Source organism: Paenibacillus sp. N22P23 (genome assembly GCF_059383735.1).
The window spans coordinates 1,543,488-1,569,338 of sequence record NZ_JBXENT010000001.1 but is presented as its reverse complement, the minus strand read 5'-3'; the positions used below and the strand labels follow the sequence as shown (position 1 = coordinate 1,569,338).

The window sequence follows — 25,851 nt, the reverse complement described above, 5'->3', positions numbered from 1 at the left end:
AGTCACCTTTAGTCCCGGCTTTGTATGATGAGCAGCATTCCTTGTTTGATGGAAATGTGACCCTCCTCACTTTGAAGCTTGTTGCTAATCCCGAGTGATTGACCGATTTCGAGCGTTGCCTCACGCAGCGGATATTGAAAGCCGGTTAAGGTAATGCCTGTTACACGTTCAGATAACGGCAGTAAAGATACGAAAGTGAAGCTGCTGGTTAATAGCTTTGTCTGATCTGCGGTAAGCTGAATACAGTTGTGTTCATCTACTATCGATGCAGGAATCCCTTGCTGCTGCGCCATTCGGAGCAAGTGAACATTCGCCAGCGAGTGGTCGAACCTTGTTCCGAGTGCACCTAACATGACGATTTGCTGTGGCCGCTTAGATAACGCAAGACGCCAAGCGAGCTCCGTATCGGTATAATCCTTGTCGATCGGATCGTAATCATGCGTCTCTCCGCTGTTCTCGCGGATATATTCGAGTTGAGCCGGTGTGACGGAATCGAAATCACCGAGCGCAATATGCGGCCGAAGGCCGTGCTCAATGAGGAATAATGCACCGGCATCTGCTCCGATAAGCAGATCGTCAGGGGTTAAGAGATCAAGCGCCCACTGACCAAGCCGTCCGCCTGTAAAAATAACTATTCGATTAGGAATCATATGTAGGCCTGCCTTTGCGATCGTTCTTGTCCGTTCGCGAACCAGAAGCGTTTTAGGACAGTATACTTCCCATAAGAATCGTTGACCAGCCGAATTGTCGGTGAAGTGGAAAATGTAACGCTTGAAGATTCGACGAGCCGCGGCTAAAATGAGTAAGGATCATATTGAGCGGAGACACGCGGAGGCAGCAAGCAATGAATCTACAGATGGACATGGACATTTTTACCGTATTCAGCATTATCGGCACAATTGCATTTGCAGTCAGCGGCGCAATTGTGGCCATGGAAGAAGAGTATGATATTTTAGGCGTGTATGTGCTTGGATTGGTTACTGCATTTGGCGGCGGCGTCATCAGAAACCTATTGATTAACGTTCCGATTACGACGATATGGACGCAGGGAATGCTGCTGAAGACAGCTGTAATCGCAATGACAATCGCATTTGTTATGCCGGTCAAGTGGATCAATAGATGGAAGAAGAGCGAAGCATTCTTCGATGCGATCGGGCTGTCGGCTTTTGCGATTCAAGGGGCACTGTACGCAACGGGCAAGTACCCGCTTAGCGCAGCTATGGTTGCAGCCATGCTGACAGGTATCGGCGGAGGGATGATTCGCGATGTGCTGGCAGGCCGTAAGCCGCTGGTGCTGCGTGATGAGATCTATGCGGTTTGGGCGCTTGCCGCAGGTGCCGCGATTGGCTTGGGTTTTTTCGAATCCCCTGTGGAATTGCTTGTTTTATTCGTCATCGTTATTATTTTCAGAATGTTATCGGTTCACTACAATTGGCGGCTGCCGAGGCGATCATTGAAATACGCGCTCGCGCAGTCGGTACACTCGGATAAAGAGCGCGCTGAAGCTGCCAAGATTGAGCAAGAAAAAGGAGAAGGATCATGATTAGCGTATTATTTGTTTGTCTGGGAAATATTTGCCGGTCGCCGATGGCTGAAGCGGTGCTGAGACATCAATTGAAGGCACGTGAGCTGGAGGACCGGATTAAAGTCGATTCCGCCGGAACGGGAGATTGGCATCTTGGCAAGCCGCCGCATGAAGGTACGCGCGGACTGCTGGAGCGTTACGGAATTTCGTACGAGGGAATGCGAGCTAGACAAGTGCTTATCAACGACTATCAGACCTTCGACTATATCATCTGCATGGACAGTGCCAATGAGCGGGATGTGCATGCGCTCTTCGGAAGCCGTTCTGATCTTCATGCCAAAGTGTTCAAGTTCATGGATTTGCTGCCCGATGAGTCGAGCGATGATGTCCCAGACCCGTATTACACAGGCAATTTCGATGAGGTCTATGGGCTTGTATCGAAAGGCTGCGAGAATCTGCTAGAGCGAATTCGTCACGAGCATCAATTGTAAAATAAAGAAAGACCGTATTCCCACTTTAAATTAATGGGGATGCGGTCTTTTCCATATATGGCGCTTATGCCTCCGGGTGAAGGAACGTTCTCAGCGCATCCGGGATGTGCTGCTGCCAGAAGCCCCATACATGATCGCCGTCATGCTCGCTGTAATGTGCCCTAGCGCCTTTTGATTCAAGGATGGCTTTCATCTCACGATTAATGGCTACAAAATCAAATACACCGCTATCGGATTTGAACGCCGTTTCTTGCAATCCCACAATCATAAACAGTTCAAGCCGGCTGAGATCGGATGCCTGCTCGGCAATCTCGCGTGATGCGGCATAAAACGCTCCTGACAAGGAAATAACTTGATGGAACAATTCGGGGTAGGTGAGCGCAATGTGAAAGCTGACGGATCCGCCTAATGAATCGCCGGCAAGGATCCGGGCATCAGAGTCTCGTCTGGCTGCATATTTGGACTCGATATATGGAATCAGTTCATCACCGAAGAAGGTGACGTATCCATGGTGACGTTCGCCGCCCGGTGCGTATTCGGCAGTGCGCAGCTTAACATCCACATCTACACCAACAATGATGAAAGGCTCAATCCCTTCGTCCAATATGAGCTGGTTGGCAATGGTTGCAATACGGCCGAAATTGAAAAATTGTTCGCCGTCTTGGCAATAGACGACCGGGTAGCTGAGCAATTCATTGTAACCCGGTGGTAAATATACCCTGAGATCGCGAGAGCCTTCCGGCAGCAATCGACTGGTAATGACATCCTTTACAATCGTTCTTTTCAAATAACGAGGATCAGTCATGAATAAAAACTCCTTTGTCCGTGCATGGTTTGTCCGTGATGTGGGTAAACAAAAGGGAGGAAACATTGCAGCTTTTGCTAGGATTATGCCCTGTTGTACTATACTGTACTACTAGTTCGATAGTTCTGTTACATATACAATTTAGCAGGCTAATAGATCAAATGTTGCAAAATACAACGGTTTATTGTGCATTATGCTTTGACCATTTCGGTTAAACAGGTTTATAATCATTCTATAACAGGGATACTCGTTTTTTCAAATATTCAACTGAGGTGAACAATATGAGCAAGCTGCCTTATGAAGTTCAGACGGAGCCAGTAACTCCACTTTCCGTTTTGTCTCCTGAAGGGGAAATTGTTAACGAAGCGCTTATGCCGAATTTGTCGGATGAGCAATTGAAAGAAATTATGTATCGTATGGTTTTCACGCGCACATGGGATGAGCGTGCCGTAAACTTGGGAAGACAAGGTCGTCTTGGTTTCTACGCACCAGTATCGGGTCAAGAAGCTTCCATGATCGGAAGCGAATATGCACTAAACAAAGATGATTTCATCTGCCCTGGCTACCGCGACATGCCGCAAATCGTATGGCACGGATTGCCGCTGTATCAAGCATTCCTTTATTCCCGTGGTCATCAGCATGGTGGTCAAATCCCTGCGGACGTTCACGTTCTTATGCCGCAAATCATTATCGGCGCTCAAATTCTACATGCTACAGGCGTTGCTATGGCATTTAAGAAAAAAGGCGAGAAGCGCGTAGCGATCACTTACACAGGTGACGGCGGTTCTTCAGAGGGCGATTTCTACGAAGGCATGAACTTTGCCGGCGCGTTCAAGCTCCCGGTCATTTACGTTGTTCAAAACAACGGTTATGCGATCACTACACCATACGCGAAGCAAACAGCAGCGTTGTCGGTTGCACACAAAGCAGTTGCTGCCGGTATCCGCGGCGTACAAGTTGACGGAATGGATGTTCTTGCTGTTATCAAAGCGGTTTCCGACGCTGCAGAGCGCGGCCGTAACGGCGAAGGCGCTACGTTGATCGAGATGCTGACATACCGTTTCCGTCCGCATTCCATGGCGGATGATACAACGAAATACCGTACGAAGGATGAAGAAGGCGAATGGAGCCTGAAAGATCCAATCACTCGTTTCGCTAAATTCCTTGAGAAGAAGGGTCTGTGGTCAGACGAAGATACAGCCCGCGTGAAAGAGGAAGCGAAAGCAACGGTAAACGAGCACATCAAGAAAGCAGAAGCAACAGAGAAAATGACTGTGAACGGACTGATTGATTCCATGTTCGAGCACACACCTGCTCACCTGGAAGCGCAAAAAGCCGATTTCCAATAAATGGGATGACTATCGAAGTTAGCTAAGGAGGAACTCGCGACAATGGCTCAAATGAATATGAAAGAAGCGATCCGCGACGCAATGCGTGTGGAACTTAAGAATGACCCGAATGTATATATTTTCGGTGAAGACGTTGGTAAAGTTGGCGGCGTTTTCCGTGCGACAGAAGGACTGCAAGGCGAATTCGGCGAAGATCGCGTATTCGATACACCCCTTGCTGAGTCTGCAATTGCCGGTATGGCAGTAGGGATGGGGCTTCAAGGCTTCCGTCCGGTTGCGGAAATTCAATTTGTCGGTTTTATCTATGAAGCAATGGATCAAATGTTTATCCAAGCAGCACGTATGCGTTACCGTTCCGGCGGACGCTACAACTCGCCAATCGTATTCCGTACGCCATTCGGCGGCGGCGTTAAGGCAGCTGAGCTTCACACGGATTCCCTTGAAGGCTTGGCGATCCAAACGCCTGGTATCAAAGTAATCGTGCCTTCGAACCCATACGATGCAAAAGGTTTGCTGGTTGCGGCAATTCGCGACAACGACCCTGTATTCTTCATGGAGCATTTGAACCTGTACCATGCATTCCGTCAAGACGTGCCTGAAGAGGCATACACAGTCGAAATCGGTAAAGCGAACGTCGTTCGTGAAGGTTCCGATGTGACAATCATTGCTTACGGACTAATGGTTCACACAGCTGTTAAAGCTGCTGAAGAGCTTGAGAAGAGCGGCGTGAAAGCAGAGGTTATCGATCTGCGTACACTGCTACCGCTTGATATCGAAACGATCGTTGCTTCGATCAAGAAAACAAACCGCGCAATCGTTGTACAGGAAGCACAAAAAACTTCAGGTGCAGCTGCGGAAATCATCGCTCAAATCAATGAGAACGCCATCCTTCATCTGGAAGCACCGGTACTTCGCGTAGCTGGTCCAGATACGGTATACCCGTTTGCACAAGTGGAAGACGCTTGGCTGCCAAGCCCTGCTCGTATCGTGAAAGCAGTAAACCAAGTGCTGAACTTCTAATATATAAACCCACCATAGAGCAGGTTGTGAAGACCGAGAAGGAGGTCACGGGACGTGGCAAAATTCGAGTATCGTTTCCCGGAGCTGGGCGAAGGCTTGCATGAAGGCGAAATCGTCAAAATGCATATTACGCCAGGCGCAGCGGTAACGGATGAAGATATCATCATGGAAGTACAGAATGACAAGGCAATCGTAGAAGTTCCTTGTCCTGTAAATGGTAAAGTGCTTGAAGTGCTCGTAAAGGACGGACAGGTTTGCCATGTTGGCGATCTTGTCGCAATCATCGATGCAGAAGGCGATGTGCCTGAGCAAGCAGCACCGGCTGGCGACAGTCACAATGCACCAGCGGCAGCGGCTCCTGCGGCAGCGCCGGCTCCAACAACTGCAGCGGCTCCTGCGCCAGCAGCTGCACCTGCTGCACCGGCGGCAGCTCCAGCTCCCGTTAAAGCAGCTGGCGGTTTGGTTCTGGCAACGCCTAGCGTGCGTAAATTCGCTCGCGAGCAAGGCGTTGAACTGTCCGGCGTAGCTGGCACTGGCAAGAACGGCCGCATCACGCGTGAAGACGTAACTGCAATTGCTGCAGGCGGCGGCACGGCTGCAGCAGCAGCTCCTGCAGCTCAAGAAGCGGCAGCAGCACCGGCATCGACAGATTCGAAACCGGCTGCACAAGCGGCAGTTATCGTAGGCGACCGTGCTGAAGAGCGCGTTCCATTCAAAGGCATCCGCAAAGTAATTGCGAACGCTATGGTTAAATCGGTTTACACGGCACCTCACGTTACCCTGATGGATGAAGTGGATGTAACTGCACTTGTTGAGCTTCGCACGAAAGCGAAGCCGATCGCAGAGAAGAAAGGCGTTAAGCTGACTTACCTGCCATTCATCGTGAAAGCTCTTGTTGCGGCTTGCCGTCAGTTCCCGATTATGAACGCGACGCTAGACGAAGAGAAACAAGAGATCGTGTACAAGAAATACTACAACATCGGTATCGCTACCGATACAGATAACGGTCTGATCGTTCCGGTTATTCAGGATGCTGACCGTAAGAACGTGTGGATGGTTGCTGATGCAATCAAGGATCTGGCTACTCGCGGCCGTGACGGTAAGCTTACTGCGTCCGAGCTCAGAGGCAGCACAATCAGCATCACAAACATTGGTTCCGCAGGCGGTATGTTCTTTACACCGGTTATAAACTTCCCTGAGGTTGCTATTCTTGGTACAGGCCGTATCTCCGAGAAGCCTGTTGTGAAGAACGGCGAAATCGTTGCAGCATCGGTTATGGCGCTTTCCCTAAGTTTTGACCACCGTCTCATTGATGGCGCAACAGCGCAAAACTTCATGAACTACATCAAACAGCTGCTGGCTGATCCGCAATTACTTGTAATGGAGGTTTAAAACCATGGTAGTAGGAGATGCATCACTCGATATTGATTTGCTCGTCATTGGAGCAGGCCCAGGCGGCTATGTAGCGGCAATTCGCGCTGCACAGCTTGGCCAAAGTGTGCTAGTTGTAGATAAACAATATGTAGGCGGCGTATGCTTGAATGTTGGCTGTATCCCGTCCAAGGCGCTGATCTCGGCGTCCCATCAATATGAATCCATTTCTCACGCTTCTTCCTTCGGTATCACTGCATCCGATGTGAAAGTGGAGTGGAGCAAAGTACAAGAGTTCAAGAACGGCGTAGTTAAGAAATTGACTGGCGGCGTAGGGCAGCTGTTGAAAGCAAACAAAATTCAATTCTTCAGCGGCGAAGTGATGTTCATCAGTGATACAGAAGCACGTGTATTCAATGAACAAGAAGCTCCGCGCTACCGTTTCAAGAACTGTATTATCGCTACAGGCTCCCGTCCAATCGAGCTGAAAGCATTCCCTTACGGCGGTCGTATCGTTTCTTCGACAGAAGCATTGTCCTTGCCGGAAATTCCGAAGAGCCTAGTTGTAATCGGCGGCGGCTACATCGGTATTGAGCTTGGTCAAATGTACGCTCGTTTCGGAACTAAAGTTACGGTAATTGAAGGTTCTGACACGATTCTTCCTGGCTTTGACAGCGACATGTCTTCGCTCGTGGCGAAGAAGCTTAAAGGCGCTAAGGCAGATATCGTAACAGGTGCTCAAGCGAAGAGCGCAGCGCAAACAGACAACGATGTAACGGTAACCTACACAGTTGGTGGCGAAGACAAGCAAGTTACAGCAGATTACCTGCTTGTAACGGTTGGACGCCGTCCAAATACAGATGGCGAGCTTGGCCTTGATATGATCGATGTGAAGATGACCGATCGCGGTCTGATTGAAGTCGATGAGCAATGCCGTACAAGCATCCCGCACATCTTCGCAATTGGCGATATCATCGCAGGACCTGCGCTTGCGCATAAAGCGATGTATGAGGGCCGCGTTGCTGCTGAAGCAATTGCCGGACAGCCAAGCAAAATCGATTACAAGTGCATTCCGCTTGTGGTATTCTCCGATCCAGAATGCTCTAGCGTAGGCTACAGCGAGAAGGAAGCTAAGGAAAAAGGCCACAACGTGAAGGTCGGCAAATTCCCGTTCAACATCAACGGACGCGCGTTGTCCCTTGGCGTAAACGAAGGTTTTGTCAAAGTGATCGCAGATGCGGATAACGGCCTCGTACTTGGCGCCCAAATCGCCGGTATTGAAGCTTCCAACATGATCGCAGAGCTTGGACTTGCAATCGAAATGGGCGCAACGCTTGAAGATATTGCCCTGACGATCCATGCACATCCTACGCTTGGCGAAATCGTTCTGGATGCTGTTGAAGTGGCACTTGGACATCCGATTCACGCAATTGCCAAATAAGTTGAACTTCTTTATATAACCAAGGCTTACAGGAAGGCAAGAGGTCACGCCGCAGTTGTTCTGCAGCTGGGCCTCTTGCTTCTTTAGCATTTAGCCAAGGAGGCTGCCTGCATGACGAGCGAAGTGTCGAAGAAGACCACGGACGAATCGAGATCAACGATGATGCAGCTGATCTTCCCGTCCGATACGAATTACCACGGAACGATGTTCGGCGGAAAAGTAATGGAGTACATGGATAAGATTGCGGCAATCACAAGCATGCGTCATGCGCGCGGACCAGTCGTAACCGCTTCGACCGATAGTTTGGATTTTGTCGCACCGATCAAAGTCGGCGACATGATCGACGTAGAAGCTTTTGTCACATGGACTCGTAAGAGCTCGATGGAAATCTACGTGAAGGTACAAACGGAGCATGTCTATACCGGAGAACGCAAAACAGCTGTCACCGCTTTTTTTACCTTTGTTGCGCTTGACGAGCATGGCAAGCCGACCCCTGTTCCAGGCATAATTCCGCAGAATGAAGAAGAACACGCGCTTCATCTGTCCGCACCGGATCGTTATGAACTTCGCATGCAGCGAAAACAGGACAGACAGAAGAGCCTTTAAATGTTAAAATAAAAGGTAGCGAAATTTGTAGAAAGATGGAAAGGGGGTAATCGGACATTGAAGGCTTATTTGGACTTGCTTCAGGATGTCTTGGATAACGGGGTTGTTAAAGAAGATCGTACAGGAACAGGAACAAGATCCGTGTTCGGTCGTCAGCTTCGCTTCGACTTAAACCAAGGCTTTCCATTGGTAACGACGAAACGGATGCATGTGAAATCCATTATTCATGAGCTGCTCTGGTTCCTCAAAGGAGATACGAACGTTCGTTATCTGCAGGAGAATGGTGTTCGGATTTGGAATGAATGGGCGGATGAGAACGGTGATCTGGGTCCGGTCTACGGATCGCAGTGGCGTGCGTGGGAGACACCTGATGGACGCCAAATCGATCAAATTGCGGCTGTTATACAATCGATCAAGCATAATCCGGATTCAAGGCGCCATATTGTCAGTGCATGGAATGTAGCGGAAATCGACAATATGAAACTTCCGCCTTGCCATTTTGTATTTCAATTCTATGTGGCAAACGGGAAACTCTCTTGTATGCTCACGATGCGTTCATCTGATACATTCTTAGGACTGCCGTTTAATATTGCCCAATACGCGCTGCTCACGCACATGATAGCGCAGCAATGCGATCTTGGGGTTGGGGAGTTTATTTACTCCGGTGCGGATGTTCATATTTACAGCAATCATATTGAGCAGGTAAAGCTTCAATTGACTCGAGAGCCGCTGCCGCTGCCGACGCTTATCATAAAGCGGAAGCCGGAATCGATTTTCGATTATGTGTATGATGATTTCGAGATTGTCGATTACCAGCATCATCCTACGATTAAAGCTGAAGTTGCGATATAAGGGAGGGTGCCAGGTATGACAATTGCAATGATTGCCGCAATGGCGCGCAACCGTGTTATCGGGATCGATAATGATATGCCTTGGAGTCTACCGGCTGAGATGGCCCATTTCCGCCGTTCGACAGCAGGCAAAACGGTCGTGATGGGGCGTAAAACCTTCGAGTCTCTGAGTGGTCCGCTTAAGAATCGCCGTAATGTCATTTTAACTCGCAGCATGGACTACATGCCGGATGGCTGTGAGATCGCTCATTCCGTCGAAGAAGTGTTGACCAAGTTCGGCCATAATGAAGGCGAAGAGCTGGTGATTATGGGCGGCGCTGAGATCTATGCACTGTTTATGCCCTATGCAGACAAGCTGTGGTTAACGGAAGTCGAGGCCGATGTGGCAGGGGACGCCTATTTTCCGACTTTCGCTATGAATGAGTGGACTGTGCAGGTTCGGGAGCATTTCTCGAAGGATGAGAAAAATGCATATGATTTTACAATCGTTACATATGTCAGGAATGCAAGATAGAGCATTCTCGAGTTGGTTTGGCAAATGCCTAACATTATGTGATAAAGTGCAAATGATTGTACGGAAAATCCATTTATTGCGTTAGGCCAAGTTGCTAAGATATTGTAAATAGTTATCAGGTTTTATATGGTAAAGTTTGATATTGAATTCAATGTCGATTCCCGATATAGTTTTAGAGAGATAACGAACATTCGGTAATGGGAAAATGGATGGAGGAAAAGCGATCATGTCTACACCTACTGGATTTATGGACTACAAACGCGAGCTGCCTGCTGACCGCGATCCGCTGGAACGGATTAAGGACTGGGATGAATTTCATAAGCATTTTAGTGAAGATCAGCTGAGAACGCAAGGCGCGCGCTGCATGGATTGCGGTACGCCTTATTGCCATACAGGTATCGAGCTTCCGGGAGGCGCATCGGGCTGCCCGGTGAACAACCTTATTCCGGAATGGAATAACCTCATCTATCGTGGTCTTTGGCGCGAGGCGCTGGATCGTTTGCACAAAACGAACAATTTCCCGGAGTTCACCGGCCGTGTTTGCCCAGCTCCATGTGAAGGCTCATGTACGGTTGGCCTGATCGGCGATGCGGTTACCATTAAGACGATTGAACAATCCATTATTGACAGAGGCTTCGAAGAAGGTTGGGTCGTTCCACAGCCACCGCTTATGCGTACAGGCAAGAAGATTGCAGTCGTAGGCTCTGGCCCTGCCGGTATGGCATGTGCGGCACAGCTTAACAAAGCGGGCCACACTGTAACCGTTTATGAGCGTGCAGATCGCATCGGCGGCTTGCTCACTTACGGTATTCCGACAATGAAACTCGACAAGAAAGTCGTTCAGCGTCGTGTTGATCTGATGGAAGCTGAAGGCGTAAACTTCGTTACGAATGCTGAAGTTGGCACAAACGTACCCGTTGATCAGCTGATGAACGAATTCGATGCAGTCGTCCTTTGCGGCGGTGCTACGAAAGCTCGTGAAGTTGACATTGAAGGCCGCGATTTGAATGGCGTTCATTTGGCAATGGATTATTTGAACGGCACGATTAAGAGCTACCTGGATTCCAACTTGGAAGACGGTAATTATATTTCGGCTAAAGATAAGAACGTCATCGTAATTGGCGGCGGCGACACAGGCACTGACTGTGTAGCAACAGCGCTACGTCACGGTTGTAAATCGGTGACGCAGTTCGGTACGGTTGGTAAAGCACCACTTGTACGTGATCAAGAGAAGAACCCATGGCCGCAATTCCCTAACGTGTATACACTTGACTATGCACAAGAGGAAGCTCGCGCGCTGTACGGTGAAGATCCTCGAGCATTCTCTGTACTGACGAAGAAATTCGTTGGGGACGAGAACGGCAACTTGAAAGAATTGCACACGGTACAAATCGAGCGTACTGTTGATGAAACAGGCCGCAGGATCTATACTGAAATTCCAGGAACGGAGAAAGTTTGGCCAGCTGATCTTGTTATGATCGCGGTCGGCTTCGAAGGTCCGGAGAACACATTGATTGAAAAGCTTGGACTTGCGCAAGACCGTCGTTCCAATGTAAAAGCCGAATACGGCAATTACAAAACGAGCGTCAACAAAGTATTCGCTGCAGGCGACATGCGCCGTGGACAAAGTTTGGTTGTTTGGGCAATCAACGAAGGCCGCGAGGCTGCGCGTGAAGTGGACCGTTATTTGATGGGAACAACGATGCTTCCTTAATGAAGCGATTCGGAATGCAAAGCGCCTACGGGCGCTTTTATTTCGTTTAACGAAGGAGTGGCACAGAGATGATTCAATATGGTTCCGAACAGATTACACAGCTGCGATTTATGACGTTTATTCCACGTATCGAACGACGTGACGACCAATGGGTCGATATCGAGCTGCGCATGGTCGTGGACAAATCAACGCCTGTACCTGAAGGGTTAATTGATTTAACGGCATTAGTAATTTGTACGCTTAGCGGCGCAATTGCTCAGATAGTACCGCTTGACGAGGGCTGCGATTGCGAATTTCAATTCACCTCTGATGAGAAGGAACAAATTCAAGCGTTCATTGAATCTGCAGAAATCCAAGCGCAGATTGCAAATCTCTCTATCAGCTAAGGTAAGTTGTGGTAAAATGAGCTGTAGGGTATCGTTTCTTGGTGGGAGGAGATTCGATTGCGCACCACAGCCGCAGCTGTACTTACGCCGACTGATATTCATAAAATCAGACATTATGTCCAGCATAAGTACGGTGACTTGCCAAGCGAACGCCGTGCCGAAATCGTAGCTGATGCGATGCAGCGTATTGTCCTGAGACAATTACCGGCGTTTCCGAAGGAACATAAATTAGGCATTACGACCGAGTTGATGCGGAGCATCGCGGTCGGGAAGCAGGTCCCCGTTCATGAGAAACATATTTTTGAAGCATGCCTGAGGCTCGATTATCGTGATCCTCAGCTTTTCCATGCCTTGCACGAATGGGTAGAGCAGCGGCTCGGCGTGACGATCGAAACAGAAGTGTTCAAGGGCATTATTGAAGAAGGCGTTCATATTGCGAACTCTCCCCATCTGCAAGTTGAGGCTTGGGATGCTGTTGTCGGCACGGTGGCAGGCTATTACCGCGCTTCTGATCGATTGGCTGAGATTATCACGCTTCCCAGCCGCCGTTATGGAGGCAGAGGCAGTAGAACCAAGTCAAGCAGCTACCTGTTCCTTAGTGTGGCGTTAAGCGCGTCTACGTTGTTCTATGGCTGGTGGACCCTTCAACCACCAACTGCTCCTGTAGAGCTCCCTAAGACTGGACAACCTATGGTTGTGAGACCGCCAGTCCCTCAGCCCCCGACTGTTAGCGTGCAGAAGTATAAGAATGAGCTGCCCAGTGAGCTGAGATATGTAGAAGTAAACAAAGAACGGCTTGTTCTGTATTTGGCGAAGAAATCGTCTCTGCTTGCAGAGGAACCTTATCTAAGCACGATCGTAAATGCGGCCAAGGAACATGATATCCATCCGCTATTGCTGTTTGCGATAACCGGACAAGAACAGGCTTTTGTCCCGAAGTCGGGCAAAGATGCGAAGAAGATCGCGAACAATCCGTTTAACGTGTTTCACAGCTGGAAAGAGTTTAATACAACAATCAGCGAGTCTGCAAAGATTGCAAGCAATACGATTGTACATAAAAGTCAAGGAAGACCTGACGATGTCGACGCACTCACTTGGATCAATACGAAATATGCCGAAGACGTCAATTGGTCGAAAGGCGTTCGAGCGATTTTGGATGCGATGAAACGTCAGATAATGTCGGTTAACGAACGGTAAAGAGGCGATTGCTTGAAAACATTGATTATCGCAGAGAAACCCGATATGGGCCGGACAATTGCCGCTGTCGTAGAACCGAAGGCGCAGAACAAACGCTCTTATCTGGAAGGCGAGAACTACATCATTACGTGGGCGATTGGTCATTTGGTCAGTCTCGCAGAACCGGATCAGTACGACCCCAAGTATAAGAGATGGAATGAAGCGGATTTACCGATTATTCCGGATCGCTTTAAGCTGTGGCCTAATGCGCGGACGAAGGATCAGCTTGCTACAATTGGCGAGCTGTCGAAGCGCTGTGACCGGCTCGTTAACGCATGCGATGCCGGGCGTGAAGGTCAGCTTATCTTCCATCTAATCCGGCAATATTTGAAAATGCCGCAGCCGACGGATCGTCTGTGGATTTCCGATTTGACGCCGGAAACGATTCGTCGCGGGTTTGATGGGTTGCGCAGCGATCAGGACTATGATGATCTGACGCGCGCTGCTAAAGCACGAAGCGAAGCGGATTGGCTGGTAGGTATGAATGCTTCGCGTGCATTTACCATTCGCCATAAAACATTGCTGTCGGTCGGGCGCGTACAGACACCTGTATTGGCGCTGCTGTACGATCGGCATAAAGAAATTACGGCTTTTGACAGCGAGACGTATTTCGTCGTTCAAGCTTCATTCAGTCAACAGGATTTTAACTACAAAGGCGTCTGGCAAGGAGATCGGATAACCAAACGCGAGCAAGCCGAGGCGCTTGCAGCGAAGGTATCGGGGAAACCGGCTAAGATTGTCAGCTATACGGTGACGGAATCGAAGGAATACCCTTATCGGTTATACGACTTGACGCTGTTACAGCGCGAAGCGAATGGCAGATATGGCTACCCGGCGAAGAAAACGCTCGATATCGCGCAATCCCTTTATGAGAAACATAAAGTAATTACTTATCCAAGGACAAGCTCGAACTATGTTACGGAAGAGAATCTTCCAGTAATGGGTAATGTTCTTAACATGCTGAAACAAACATCCTACGGTGATCTGGCGAATGGAGCGGATCGCAGCAGGGTGCATAAAGGGAATAAGGCCGTTTGTAATCCCGCAAAGGTTGAGGATCACCACGCGATCCTGCCGACGCCTAAGCGGCCGGGCACCTTAAGCACGGAAGAGCAGAATATCTACGATATGATCGTTCGTCGATTCCTCTCTCATTATTATCCTCCTGCTGTCTATAACAATCATGAAGTGTTAACAGAGGTGGAAGAGGAGCAGTTCCGTACGCGCGCCAAGGAACAGCTGGATGCTGGCTGGCGAGTCGTACTGGGCGATCAAGAGGACGGCAACGCCAGTAAAGCAAAGAGCAAGTCGAAGAAGAAATCCGATGATGCGACGGACGATCTAGAGGATGATCTGGTTGAAACCGATCGTCCGTTCTCGGTCGACCCCGATGCGCCGGTGCATTGTGAAGGTGCAGATGCACTTGAGAAGGCGACGAAACCGCCGAAGCCGTATACGGAAGGTACATTGCTCAAAGCGATGGAGAGTGCCGGCAAATCGATTGAGGATGAAGAGCTTCGTGATGCCATGAAGCAGACTGGGCTGGGAACACCGGCAACCCGTGCCGCAACGATCGAGCGGCTCAAGTATGTCGGGTATATCAAGCCGACAGGCAAACGGCTTGATATCACGACGAAAGGCTGCGCGGCTATCGAGCTGATTCGCGGTGCCGGTGTCGAACTGCTCGCATCTCCGGAAATGACGGGACGCTGGGAGCAGCGTCTGCATCAGATTTCGAAGGGCGAAGCATCGGATGAACAGTTCATCGCGAAGGTTAAGCAGTTTGCCGAGATGATTGTCGGGAAAGTGAAGCATCAACGGCAAGCAGACGCGAGCCTGTTCGAAGAGCCCGGGCAAGCAGGCGGAGAAGCTAAAGGCAGAGGCAAGGGAGCGAGAACAACTGCTTCGGGGGAGAAAAGCACGCGGACATCTTCGAAGGAGAGGGCTGGCAAGCCCAAGGAGGCTGGCTCAAGCTCGGGATCTGCCACACGGAGTGCAGCTGCATCTCGATCGAAGACTGCAAGCGCCTCGGCGGCTGGAAGCAGCAGCTCCCAAGTTCGATCTGCGACAGCCACACGTGCGGCAGCAACTTCGGAACCGTCAGCAGGCTCGCCGAAGGTTATTGCAGCCTGTCCTCGGCCAGGCTGCGGTGGTGAGCTGGTGGAAGGTAAGCGCGGCTATGGCTGTATGCGATTTAGGGAAGGCTGCACGTTTGTTATCTGGAAGGAACAGCAGGGACGTCTGGTAACAGCAACAATGGCAAAGGCGCTCGCAGTAAGCGGCGCCACAAGGTCATCCGCGTTCAAGCGGGAAGATGGGACCAGCGAGTCCGGCAAGCTGAAGCTAACGGATCACATAACCGGTGCAGTAGAATTCGTACCTGCCCCGTAAAAACGAACAAAAGGCTTGTCCTCACAGGAGTTAATGACTCTTGTGTAGGACTAGCCTTTTCTTGTTTGTTAATGGGGTCCGCGCTGATTCAGGTAAGTATGAATACTTGCCGGAACATCCCGGAGCTGGTCCAATGTGAAGAATGCACCTTTCGGCGTAACATCAATGCCAACAATGTTGTACGCCCATTCGGAGTCAGTCTTCATATGGATGGCGTGTATGCCTGACGTTAAGGCAGGAATCACGTCTGTACGGATGGAGTTTCCGATCATCCAAGTCGAATTACGATCGAACTTGCCTTCGAGTAAAATGTTCTCCATCGCTTCGATATTCTTCATCGAACGGACATAGATGCGAGGTCCAAAATACCGTTCCAGCTGCATTTGCTTGATTTTACGTTGTTGAATCAACATTTCTCCACCGGTGTACAGGTGAAGCTCATGTCCTTTCGAAGCCAGCTCGTCCAAGGTCTCTTCCATGAACGGATAAGGCTCCACCTCATGATCGTAAACACTTCTTCCTAGTTTCCACAGCATGTCTACTTCTACGGGGGATGTCGCTCTGCCCAGTAGATCGGAGAAATGCTGATAAGTTCCGATAAAGGATTGCGGGAAGTGATCGCTCTTAAAGCCGGATATATGTACGCCGGCAATATCGATTTCGGTTTGCTTGTCACGGATTTCCTGAGCCGAAATTCCATAACCCCTGAACCAGTCTGTCATGAGATCTGTAAATTGATCAATTACAAAATAGAAATATTTGTTGCAGTAAATGAGCGTATCATCGAGATCGAATAGAATACTTTGTTTCATCTTAGGCACGGCTCCTTCCCCAGATGATTTCGCTGTGTAGATTCAATCTACCGCATCTTGGGATTCGCCGTCAAATCGAATAGTACTGGGAACATTTACAAATACTGAAGGTGGAGGTGATTGATGCATGCCAACAAATAGGAACAGCAATAAGAAAAACCGTGGAAGTGAATCAGAAGGGAGAGATTATTCTTCCTCATTAAAGAAGTTGGAGAAATTAGCGAGCAGGCCGTCAAGCTTAAACGGCATTAACAAACAGCTGCCTTAATACATACGGCAGGACAGAGTCAGGGAAGTGAACAGTCTCTATATGGTCAGCAGCCAGAACGTATCTGCGGACACATATAGAGACTGTAAGATATTAGGCGTACTTATTTAATTTAGCAGTGAGATCCTGCTTAATATAAGCGATTCTCTTGCGAACATAGAAGTCATAGCTTGCCCCTTTCAATTCGCGGGGGCTAATGACTTCATCAGCACTGTTGTCGATAATGGTCAAAGAGCCGTTGGAATAAAACTTAAAAGTTAGATCCCGGAAAGGTCGATGCGTTTCGATAAATCGATAGTTTTCACAGTTATTCATGATGGTTAGCCTCCTCACAATTGGCGGGAATTTAGAACGTGTGTTCTTGTTTTTATTATAGCAAACATTTGTTCGTATGGAAACTATTATTTTTTTAACTTAAACTAGATTAATAGCTTACATAGAACTCTTCGCATTCAACAGCAAATGCATTCATAAAGGAGCGCCACTCATGATAAAAGTCGATCAATTATCCAAACAAATTCCGGGCGGGCCTAAGGTGCTCTCCGGGATCAGCTTCAATATAGAACCCGGCGAATTTATCGCCATCAAAGGGGCGAGCGGAAGCGGGAAGTCCATGCTGCTCCGATGCTTGGCTCTTAGAGAGTCGTGGAGCGGCGGCTCCTATATGGTGGACGGCGTCGATATTCTCAAAAAAGGTCTGCTTGGTAAAATGAAAATACGTCGTGAAATGGCTTATCTCGAAGAGAAGCCAACCTTAATCGGCAAACGGTCCGCGCTCAAGAACGTATTGATCGGCACATCGCACCAAACACCGATCTGGCGCAGAGTGACCGGCATGATCCGCAGCGATGACTACATGGGGGCCATGGATATGATCGAGAAGATGGGGCTGCTTGAGAAAGCCCATCAGAAAGGCGATAAGCTGAGCGGTGGGGAGAAGCAGCGCATTGCGATGGCTCGCGCTTTGGTTCACGGTGCCAAAACGTTGCTCACGGATGAACCGGTCTCCGGCTTGGATCCACATGCGGCAGAGCAAGTGCTGTCCGATTTGAAGAAGATGTGCCAGACGCAAGGGATTTCGGTCGTAGCGGTCATGCATCAAGGGGATTGGGCGGAACGGTTTGCGGACCGGATTATCGGCTTGAATAACGGGAAGCTCGTGCTGGATATCAAAGGCAGAAGAATGACGGAGCGGGAGAAAATGCTGCTGTGAGTACTTCCTTAACGTACGAGCTGCGCCCGATTGAACACGATGAGCTTGATGCCGCACACAAGCTTGAGCTGGCCTGTTATACAGCTGAAGCAGCAGCTAGCCGTGAATCCTTTACGTTTAGACAGCGGCATTTCCCAGGCTATTTCTGGTCTGCTTGGCAAGGTGACAATCTGATTGGGCTCTCATGCGGCGTTCGTACAGCAGAAAGCAGCTGCGAGAGCGACGCTGTGAAGAGTGCGCACAGCGCGGAGACCGGTGGAAACCACCTCGTCATTCTGTCCGTGGCAGTCGCTCCCGAGCATCGCAAAAGCGGCATTGGAACGGCATTGATGAGAGCGCTTATCAAACAAGCGGTAACCGATCAACTGGCTACCATCGTTCTCATGTGTGAGCCTCAACTGATCGATTTCTATAAAGGACTTGGGTTTGAGTACTTAGGTGTTTCGGCATCCACGCATGGTGGCATAGAATGGCATGAGATGAGAAGAGTCATCTAAATAGGAACCGGCATACAATGGAGCATTACCTAGAATAGGCAGGTGTTCCATCATGGCATTCCAGTTTCCGGCCGTTATCCATGCTTCCCGTGTCACGTTCCCGAAAGCCGAGCTTTGGGTTCCGGTCGTAAGCGGACTTCATAACACATCGGCACGCAATACGATTAACGGTAAAATTCGCAGAACGGTAAGTGAGCTTGTGCAAAATCAAGGCTCTCTTGAGGATCCGCGCGCCGATATGCAAGGCTATTTCGAGATCAAGACGAACGAGAAGGATATTCTAAGCTTATCGTTGTTTAATTATGCGTTTACGGGCGGGGCACATGGGCTGACGCTTCAGGAGTCGCTTACGTTCGATACCGGCACTGGCAAATCATACACGCTGGCCGAGCTTTTCAAACCAGGCAGCAATTATGTCGGCAGGCTCTCCGATATCATCAAGGCGCAAATCGACGAACGGCAAATCGCTACGCTCGAGCCGTTTAACTCGATACGGCCAGACCAGCCTTTCTACATCGCTGATCGAGCGCTTGTTATCTATTTTGCGCTATATGAGCTTACACCGTATGCCTTCGGGTTTCCGTATTTTCCGATTTCCGTCTATGACCTAAGCGATATCATCAATCCTAACGGGCCACTTGGCCGAATGGATGTGAACAATTAACTGTACTAGAGGAGATCCTTATGATTTATGTTCTCATATTGCTGCTAATCTGCTTTATTCTGACTGTCATCCTGATCAGACATAGACAGCACGAGAATAATAAACCGGTCATGGACCGCGACCATCAAAGCCAACTGCATCATGCCAAGACTCAACTAGATTCAGCAGTGATTCAACGAACATCTGATACGGAATCTGTAACGAGAGATAACTTGCCGACTTGCAGCATTCTCATCGTCGACGACCAAGTGGCCATCCGTATGCTGCTGCGAGAATTGTTCGAGCTTGAAGGTTTGACTGTCTATGAGGCTATCAATGGTGCAGTTGCGATTGAGACCGCTCGTACAACGGCGATTGACTTCATATTGCTTGATCTGAAGATGCCGGATATGGACGGAATTGAAGCGCTCCGGGGAATTCGTCAATGGAACGAACATGTGCAGGTTGCGATGATAACAGCATTTGGGGATCCGCTCAAAATGGAGGCAGCCAAACAGCTGGGCGTGCAATCGTTTTTCACCAAGCCGTTTGATATCGAGCAAGTAAAGGATCGTGTGTTGAACAGCTTGAAGAAAAAGGATTGCAAGGTTGAACAGAGGCCTCCAATAGAATAAACATGCAAGATCCAATCCGTCCTGGCAGCTTCGATGCCGACGGATTTTTTAGTTGTGCTGATAGGATTGCCATGCTCATAGAGTCAAGTATGGGGGTGGGGGCATTGTTTTTGCTGTGGGCAGGTTGTTTGATTTTCGCATGTACATGTGGTCTCTCCCTATTCCTTGCACGGACAGCAGAGCGCGGCGTAAAGCGATCCTTGCACCAGTCCTTGCATCACTTCTCGCCTTATGTGCGCTATATGCAGGATAAGCATGATTTGAATGGCATCGGATTTGCACAGCAGCTGACCCGGCATATGAGAGGATTATCCTCGTTTGGACTGTCATTCTCATCATTATCTTTTATCGGGGGAGCAGTCTTGTTTCTGGGGCCAGCCTTAGCTGCCGGAGGTCCTGCGGTCATGGGCATTGGTTGGCCGATCCTATCCTTCCTTGGCATTGTGACGGCGAGTTCGCTTGCGTCACTTGCGTCAGCCATACCAACTGCAGGCGGCTGCTATCATTGGGCGTTATCCGCAGGAGGGCGACGAATAGGCTTGTGGTCGGGCTGGCTGCATTTCCTGGGTACGATTCTCATGCTTGTGACGATGAATCTGCTTCTGGCAGACTGGATTTATAAAGTGATGGTGCAGCAGTTAGGGTACGCAGGCGGCAGGGAGTTATTCTATGTGCTCCTAATTGTACTGTTTCTCACGCAAGCTCTTCTGAATGTCAGAGCGGTCCATTCGCTTGGCAAAATAGCGGGGATTTCTTCTGGTCTGCAGCTGTTGATAGGGTTTGCGATCATTCTCTTCTTTATTGCAGCAGCTAGGCCGGCTAGCTATCCATTTCAGATGCTGGCAGGTACGGACCTAGTTGCAACCGTCGCGAGCAATAATCAACCTATGCTGTTAATCGGGATGCTTATGCTGCAGCGACTGTTTCTGGGCAGCGACTTTGCAGGGCAGATGGCCGAAGAAACGAGGGATCCTCGGATCAACGTTCCATGGTCGATCTTCTTCTCATCTGTTGCGCTTGGTTTATTCGGATTTATCCTGTTTGTGCTTGTGTTCATGTATTTTCCACTTGGGAGTGAGGGGTTCACCTCTTATTCGGATATCGGTACTTGGTTTGTGACCCTATGGACCAAATGGGGAGCGCTGATAAATGCGATCTTACTGCTGCTTATCGTTTCCTCTGTGTGGATGAGTGGCAATGCTTCTATGGCCGCAGCTTCACGCACGTTATTCGCCATGGCAAGAGACGAAGCCGCGCCTTACTCAGGCAAACTTGCGGCGGTCTCTGAGTTGTATCGCACTCCACTTCGTGCGGTGCTGGCAGTATCGATAACTGCTGGTGTCTCAGCACTGGGGCTCAAAGCGGTATCAAACGGCGGAATGACTCCACAGCATACGCTCGTGCAGCTTATCTTATTAAGTGCAGCTGCGCTGCATATCGCACTGGTATTTCCCATTGGAGCTAAGCTGTATGGTGAATTATCGAGAAGAAATCTTTCGAAGCTCAAAGGACCGTGGAACCTAGGTGCATATGAAGTGTATGTGGATTCGATCTCGGTGAGCTGGCTTATCGTTAGTGCTGCAGCCGCATTCGTATTTATGGATCCCGTCGTCCTGCTTTACTTAGCTTTCGCAGTGCTGATAGGAGGCCTTCTAATCGAATGGAGATACCGGGCCTTGCTGAAGAAGGTGCCGTTCAAGGTTGTAGGCTCCATTCGGTTCAGTCGTAGATCAATTGATGAATGTATCAGAATTGAAAGAAAATTCCCGCAACAGTAGAAAGCCGCCAAATCAGCTCGTACAACAGGGTAGGGAAATGGGGAAATAGAAGCGCTGACTTCGGAAAATATTTCCCCAAATACGAGCGAATATTTCCCGGGGAAGCGCACGAAACAACACGAAAGGAGCGCTTTCGACACGATCTGTAACAACATGAACGAATAGGGGAGATCGTGTCAACAATGCCTTAATTAACGGCATTAATGTTTGCTTGCGTTCCATAATCAGGCTTATAATTCGTTGTAGCATATAGTCGTCGATTAAGGAGGAGCAGGGATGGAGCTTGGAACATTGATTTCGATCAATACAGCACTGCCGGAAACCGTACTTTTCGGCAAGAAAGATATAAGCACAGGCATCAATAAGAACCCGGTTGGGGCGGAGTCTATTTATTTATCTCGCACGGGTCTGAAGGGTGACGGGCAAGGCGATCTCGTCTATCATGGCGGTGAAGATAAAGCTGTTTGTGTGTACCCGGCAGCACATTTCCCTTATTGGGAAAGGCGCTGGAAGCGCGACGTTCTTCCAGGTGCTTTTGGCGAAAATTTTACTGTATCCGCATTAACGGAGCATGAAGTATGTATTGGAGACGTATGGAGCGTAGGCGAAACGGTAGTTCAAATCAGCCAGCCGAGACAGCCCTGCTACAAACTTGGTATGAAGCATAAATTGCCCGAGCTTGCGCTTGAGGTACAGACGAACGGTTATACTGGTTTTTACTTGCGCGTACTTACAGAAGGCCATGTAAAGCAAGGGGACAAGCTGCTCCTGACGAAGAGGCATCCTGCAGCAATTACGATTACTGAAGCAAACCGGGTCATGCATCTCGATAAACAAGACAAGGCGGGGATGATCGCTTTGCTTGCCATTCCCGAGTTGTCGGAGAGCTGGCAGCAAACTCTTACAGGAAGACTGGCGAAGCTGGAATCCGAATAAGTAAGGCATAGTGACCAACAGGAGGCCGCAGCTTACATGGTTCAAATCATAGAAGGCGAGTTTGCCGAATACTTGAATGCATATCTACTTGATTCGAATAGGAGGCTCGTGCAAGAGGAAAGCGGAATGAACAATACTACTCGCATGGTCTACTCTGATAAGGACAAGTTCGTGCTCCGAATATACGAGAACCATCGTGACGAAGTGCTTATTATTACCGAGCATGCGATCTTAAATGAGCTACAGCGAATGAAGCTTTCATTTGAAGTACCTCAGCCGATTCTTAATCACGGCAAATCCTCCATAACAATCGGCGCACAGGGCAAGCTGGCGGCATTATATCGCTATATAAACGGGAATAGGCCAACGCCAGAACTCGATTCGCATATATACGGACTTGGCTTTGCAGCAGGAGAACTTTCAGAGGCATTGGCCCACTTAACAACGATGAATTCGGAGACAGTGCCCCACTATAAACCTTACTACGAGCTCGAAGAAAACCATGGCTCCATGTCTGCAGTGGAGCTTATAGAGCTGTGTGGACGCTTTGAGCGACTCTTAAACAGCAGAGAGAAGCTGATTGGACTTCAGCGTGAACGAGAACGATTAACGACATTAAGAGATCATATAGCGGCTCTGCCGCAGCAATGGATCCATGGCGATATTGTGTTCACGAATGCAGTGGCAGAAGGAGATCGGATACATGGTCTGCTGGACTTCGAATTTTGCACGATCGATGTCCGAGCCATGGAGCTGGCTGTTGCTTTAGCTGAGTTTCCAAGTGATAACAATGAAGAAGCTCTGCGACGCATACAGTTATTTTGCAGCGGCTATGGTGAAGCGGCCAAGCTGACTGAGCAAGAGATGCTGATGCTGCCGGCGCTAATGAAACTTCGGATGATCGATGTTTGGCTTCATTTCGCAGGCAGGCTGTTCGCCGGACTGGATGCCGATGCCATTTGGCAAGATCAGATCGAACGCGTCTCTTTCGTTTGCAGTTGGGTTGATCGCTGGCATGAAGAGCTAATGAATGTGTTTCGTCATCATTTGATAAGGTAGGACATGAATGGCCGATCTATCTCCGGAGCGGAGAATGATCGGCCTTGTTTTATTCATATAGATAACATGATATTGTGTATTTTCGGTAAACCGGAAGCGTCCATGCTGAAGCAAGGTGGGAGGCATGCATATGAAGAGTACGGCTGAGCTGCTGGGCTACGGCCCGAATGATCGATTGTTGATTATTAATGCGGATGATTTTGGCCTGTGTCACTCCAGCAATAAAGGCATTCAGAAGCTGCTTGAGGACGGGGTTGTTTCATCGTCAACCATTATGATGCCTTGCGGGTGGGCTAGAGAAGCAGCAGTATGGAGCGCCTGTCACACGCTCTTGGATGTCGGTGTCCATTTCACCTTGACCAGCGAATGGGATGTGATGAAATGGGGACCGGTTTACCGCGGCGGATCAACGGAGTCGCTCGTGACGAGAGAAGGTTATTTTCATCGGGATTCCAAATCGTTCGAGCGCAGAGCCGATGCAGAGCAGGTGAAACAAGAGCTAATAGCTCAAGTTGAGATGGCGCTGGAGATGGGCGTTAATGTTACACATACGGATAATCATATGGGCAGCTTGTATGGATTGCAGACGGGAAGACACTTTCTGGCGGAAGTATTTGATGTTTGCGCAGGATACGGACTGCCATTTCGACTTCCTCGGTTCTTGCAGCTGGAATCGGGAGCACCTGCACCTCAGGAGCTGGCCTTGCAGGCGCTTAAGCATGCTGCAGATGCGGATCTCAGAGGGGTCGTCGTATTGGACTATCTCGTGGCGCTGCCGTTTCAGGCAAAGGCGGGTGAAACGTATACGCAGTTCAAGACACAGATGATTTCGCTGCTGAAACGATTAAAGCCAGGCGTTTCCGAACTGATTATTCATCCGGCGCTTGTAACCGACGAGCTAACCGCGTTTCACACGGAGCCTTTGAAGCGTGGGATGGAAATGGATATTTTTCGCGATAAGGAAGTACAAGAAGTGATGCAATACGAGGGGATCAAACAAATCGGATGGAAAGAATTAAGGCACTATCAGCGCCGTTTTTCCAGGCCGTAAATCGGGAATGCAGGGCTGTCCATGTCGGAGATGAACAGCAGCTGTGATAGCTTTGTTTATGGAAATGGGACAAGCTGTCCTAGTACAGCTTCTTGGACATTCGGCTGTATTACTGTTTTCCCGATCCTGTTTTGGAAAGAAAGTCTATTCGCCACTTCCTGATAATGGTATACTGATAGTTGTGAATTATATAAGTATTCAGTTAATTCGGGAAGGGAGTGGAGCAAGTGGCGGTACTTCCAAAACAGAATGATCTTGGATTCTTTGAAATTCGATTGGAATCAATAGGCGGATTGGGCGCTAACTTGGCCGGAAAGATGTTAGCTGAAGCAGGTGTTGTTGGAAGCGGTTTCAATGGGGTCAGTTTCTCCTCTTACGGATCAGAGAAGAAGGGCTCGCCGGTAAAGGCGCATATTCGCTTCTGCGATATGGAGACGAATATTCGGGATACGACACCGGTAGAGCGCCCTCATATCGTAGGGGTGTTTCACGAGAACATGTCCAAAACCGTGAATGTCATCAGCGGGATTTATGAAGACAGCGTGGTGCTGGTCAATTCTAGTAAAACAACTGATGAATTGAAGCAGAAAATGAACTTGTCCGCTGGTACACTTGCTGTAGTTGATGCTACAAGCATATCGCTCGAGGAGAACAATCGCGTGAACATGGCGATGCTTGGGGGTCTATTCCGACTCTGCACCTTCCTGGATTTTGAGCATATGAAAGGAATTATCCGGAAGTCGCTGGAGAAGAAATATCCACAGGCTGTCGAGCCGGCACTGCGTACGTTTCAGCGCGGTTACGATGAAGTGAAGTTTCAGACTTACGTGCTTCCTGAAGGCGAGAGTATGCCTCAGCCAACACGGTGGGACGTTCCATCGCTCGGCTACGAGACGCAGCCTATGGGCGGGATGATTATCAATCCCGGGAACAGCGTGCTGAAGGATATCAGTATTTCAAGGCAAGGCATGATGCCGCATTTTGACGATGAGAAATGCATTCACTGCGCAGCTTGCGACACCGCTTGCCCGGACTTCTGCTTCGTATGGGAAGAGCAGCCGGATAAGAAAGGACGTCCGCAAATGTTTCTGCAGGGGATCGATTATCAATATTGCAAGGGTTGCTTGAAATGCGTTGTAGCTTGTCCGACCGAAGCGCTTGCTTCTGAACGTGAGACGGATGGTTACGGCGAACAACACCGAGTGCCGCACAAGTTTGATTGGGCAAAAGCGAATTAACGTCGTGTAGGGTTTGCACGG

General features: G+C 49.3%; 26 protein-coding genes. 22 read left to right on the top strand and 4 right to left on the bottom strand.

Going from position 1 to position 25,851, the window contains the following annotated elements:
• Positions 1–8: 8 nt before the first annotated feature.
• Positions 9–650, bottom strand: a complete 642-nt coding sequence (locus AC506A_RS07475) for a thiamine diphosphokinase (RefSeq protein WP_495460329.1) — start codon at positions 648–650, stop codon at positions 9–11.
• A 212-nt stretch (positions 651–862) separates the two neighbouring features.
• On the opposite strand from AC506A_RS07475, the gene AC506A_RS07470 reads away from it, so the two are divergent.
• A complete protein-coding gene (locus tag AC506A_RS07470; protein ID WP_495460991.1) occupies positions 863–1,543 on the top strand; it encodes a trimeric intracellular cation channel family protein in 681 nt (226 codons plus the stop codon).
• Positions 1,540–2,016 carry a low molecular weight protein-tyrosine-phosphatase gene (locus tag AC506A_RS07465; protein ID WP_495460328.1) on the top strand — a complete coding sequence of 159 codons (477 nt, stop codon included), beginning with the start codon at positions 1,540–1,542 and terminating at the stop codon, positions 2,014–2,016. Before AC506A_RS07470 ends, AC506A_RS07465 begins: the two co-directional genes overlap by 4 nt.
• Positions 2,017–2,080: 64 nt before the next feature.
• On the opposite strand, the gene AC506A_RS07460 is transcribed toward AC506A_RS07465, so the two are convergent.
• Positions 2,081–2,821 (bottom strand): alpha/beta hydrolase, encoded by a 741-nt coding sequence (locus AC506A_RS07460; RefSeq protein WP_495460327.1) that lies wholly within the window; start codon positions 2,819–2,821, stop codon positions 2,081–2,083.
• Positions 2,822–3,102: 281 nt separating this feature from the next.
• Here AC506A_RS07460 and pdhA point away from each other — a divergent pair, with 281 nt between their 5' ends.
• The 11 genes from pdhA to AC506A_RS07405 all read left to right on the top strand — a co-directional run bounded on the left by pdhA (position 3,103) and on the right by AC506A_RS07405 (position 15,700).
• Positions 3,103–4,170 carry a pyruvate dehydrogenase (acetyl-transferring) E1 component subunit alpha gene (pdhA, locus tag AC506A_RS07455; protein ID WP_091215764.1) on the top strand — a complete coding sequence of 356 codons (1,068 nt, stop codon included), beginning with the start codon at positions 3,103–3,105 and terminating at the stop codon, positions 4,168–4,170.
• A 42-nt stretch (positions 4,171–4,212) separates the two neighbouring features.
• Positions 4,213–5,190, top strand: coding sequence for an alpha-ketoacid dehydrogenase subunit beta (locus tag AC506A_RS07450; protein WP_494817314.1), 978 nt, complete (start codon positions 4,213–4,215; stop codon positions 5,188–5,190).
• 54 nt (positions 5,191–5,244) lie between these two features.
• Positions 5,245–6,582 carry a dihydrolipoamide acetyltransferase family protein gene (locus tag AC506A_RS07445; RefSeq protein WP_495460326.1) on the top strand — a complete coding sequence of 446 codons (1,338 nt, stop codon included), beginning with the start codon at positions 5,245–5,247 and terminating at the stop codon, positions 6,580–6,582.
• Positions 6,583–6,586: 4 nt separating this feature from the next.
• On the top strand, positions 6,587–8,002 hold the full coding sequence (lpdA, locus tag AC506A_RS07440) for a dihydrolipoyl dehydrogenase (protein WP_495460325.1): 1,416 nt from the start codon (positions 6,587–6,589) through the stop codon (positions 8,000–8,002).
• A 111-nt stretch (positions 8,003–8,113) separates the two neighbouring features.
• Positions 8,114–8,608, top strand: coding sequence for an acyl-CoA thioesterase (locus AC506A_RS07435; protein ID WP_495460324.1), 495 nt, complete (start codon positions 8,114–8,116; stop codon positions 8,606–8,608).
• 57 nt (positions 8,609–8,665) lie between these two features.
• On the top strand, positions 8,666–9,460 hold the full coding sequence (thyA, locus tag AC506A_RS07430) for a thymidylate synthase (protein WP_495460323.1): 795 nt from the start codon (positions 8,666–8,668) through the stop codon (positions 9,458–9,460).
• A gap of 15 nt (positions 9,461–9,475) precedes the next feature.
• A complete protein-coding gene (locus AC506A_RS07425) occupies positions 9,476–9,973 on the top strand; it encodes a dihydrofolate reductase (protein WP_495460322.1) in 498 nt (165 codons plus the stop codon).
• A 226-nt stretch (positions 9,974–10,199) separates the two neighbouring features.
• Positions 10,200–11,687: a glutamate synthase subunit beta gene (locus tag AC506A_RS07420; RefSeq protein ID WP_495460321.1), complete on the top strand. Its 1,488-nt coding sequence runs from the start codon at positions 10,200–10,202 to the stop codon at positions 11,685–11,687.
• Positions 11,688–11,755: 68 nt separating this feature from the next.
• Entirely contained in the window at positions 11,756–12,073 is a 318-nt protein-coding gene (locus tag AC506A_RS07415; RefSeq protein ID WP_495460320.1) for a hypothetical protein, read from the top strand.
• A 57-nt stretch (positions 12,074–12,130) separates the two neighbouring features.
• A complete protein-coding gene (locus AC506A_RS07410) occupies positions 12,131–13,270 on the top strand; it encodes a hypothetical protein (RefSeq protein ID WP_495460319.1) in 1,140 nt (379 codons plus the stop codon).
• Between the two features lie 12 nt (positions 13,271–13,282).
• On the top strand, positions 13,283–15,700 hold the full coding sequence (locus AC506A_RS07405; RefSeq protein WP_495460318.1) for a DNA topoisomerase 3: 2,418 nt from the start codon (positions 13,283–13,285) through the stop codon (positions 15,698–15,700).
• Between the two features lie 68 nt (positions 15,701–15,768).
• Here the strand turns inward: AC506A_RS07405 and AC506A_RS07400 are convergent, their stop codons facing one another.
• Positions 15,769–16,512 carry an HAD family hydrolase gene (locus AC506A_RS07400; RefSeq protein WP_495460317.1) on the bottom strand — a complete coding sequence of 248 codons (744 nt, stop codon included), beginning with the start codon at positions 16,510–16,512 and terminating at the stop codon, positions 15,769–15,771.
• A gap of 361 nt (positions 16,513–16,873) precedes the next feature.
• A complete protein-coding gene (locus tag AC506A_RS07395; RefSeq protein ID WP_091215788.1) occupies positions 16,874–17,095 on the bottom strand; it encodes a hypothetical protein in 222 nt (73 codons plus the stop codon).
• Positions 17,096–17,267: 172 nt separating this feature from the next.
• Here AC506A_RS07395 and AC506A_RS07390 point away from each other — a divergent pair, with 172 nt between their 5' ends.
• The 9 genes from AC506A_RS07390 (at position 17,268) to AC506A_RS07350 (ending at position 25,830) form a co-directional block, all read left to right on the top strand.
• A complete protein-coding gene (locus tag AC506A_RS07390; RefSeq protein WP_495460316.1) occupies positions 17,268–17,993 on the top strand; it encodes a phosphonate ABC transporter ATP-binding protein in 726 nt (241 codons plus the stop codon).
• Positions 17,990–18,490 (top strand): GNAT family N-acetyltransferase, encoded by a 501-nt coding sequence (locus tag AC506A_RS07385; RefSeq protein WP_495460315.1) that lies wholly within the window; start codon positions 17,990–17,992, stop codon positions 18,488–18,490. Before AC506A_RS07390 ends, AC506A_RS07385 begins: the two co-directional genes overlap by 4 nt.
• 52 nt (positions 18,491–18,542) lie before the next feature.
• The gene (locus AC506A_RS07380) at positions 18,543–19,154 is read left to right on the top strand and encodes a DUF3298 and DUF4163 domain-containing protein (protein ID WP_495460314.1); all 612 of its coding nucleotides are present in this window, start codon (positions 18,543–18,545) and stop codon (positions 19,152–19,154) included.
• Between the two features lie 20 nt (positions 19,155–19,174).
• On the top strand, positions 19,175–19,768 hold the full coding sequence (locus AC506A_RS07375) for a response regulator (RefSeq protein WP_495460313.1): 594 nt from the start codon (positions 19,175–19,177) through the stop codon (positions 19,766–19,768).
• Positions 19,769–19,872: 104 nt separating this feature from the next.
• Complete coding sequence (locus AC506A_RS07370) at positions 19,873–21,546, top strand: APC family permease (RefSeq protein WP_495460312.1); 1,674 nt, start codon at positions 19,873–19,875, stop codon at positions 21,544–21,546.
• Positions 21,547–21,822: 276 nt separating this feature from the next.
• Entirely contained in the window at positions 21,823–22,482 is a 660-nt protein-coding gene (locus tag AC506A_RS07365) for an MOSC domain-containing protein (RefSeq protein ID WP_495460311.1), read from the top strand.
• Between the two features lie 36 nt (positions 22,483–22,518).
• Positions 22,519–23,541 (top strand): phosphotransferase, encoded by a 1,023-nt coding sequence (locus AC506A_RS07360; RefSeq protein WP_495460310.1) that lies wholly within the window; start codon positions 22,519–22,521, stop codon positions 23,539–23,541.
• Positions 23,542–23,671: 130 nt separating this feature from the next.
• The gene (locus tag AC506A_RS07355) at positions 23,672–24,592 is read left to right on the top strand and encodes a polysaccharide deacetylase family protein (protein WP_495460309.1); all 921 of its coding nucleotides are present in this window, start codon (positions 23,672–23,674) and stop codon (positions 24,590–24,592) included.
• 227 nt (positions 24,593–24,819) lie between these two features.
• Positions 24,820–25,830: a 2-oxoacid:acceptor oxidoreductase family protein gene (locus AC506A_RS07350; RefSeq protein WP_495460308.1), complete on the top strand. Its 1,011-nt coding sequence runs from the start codon at positions 24,820–24,822 to the stop codon at positions 25,828–25,830.
• Positions 25,831–25,851 lie beyond the last annotated feature (21 nt).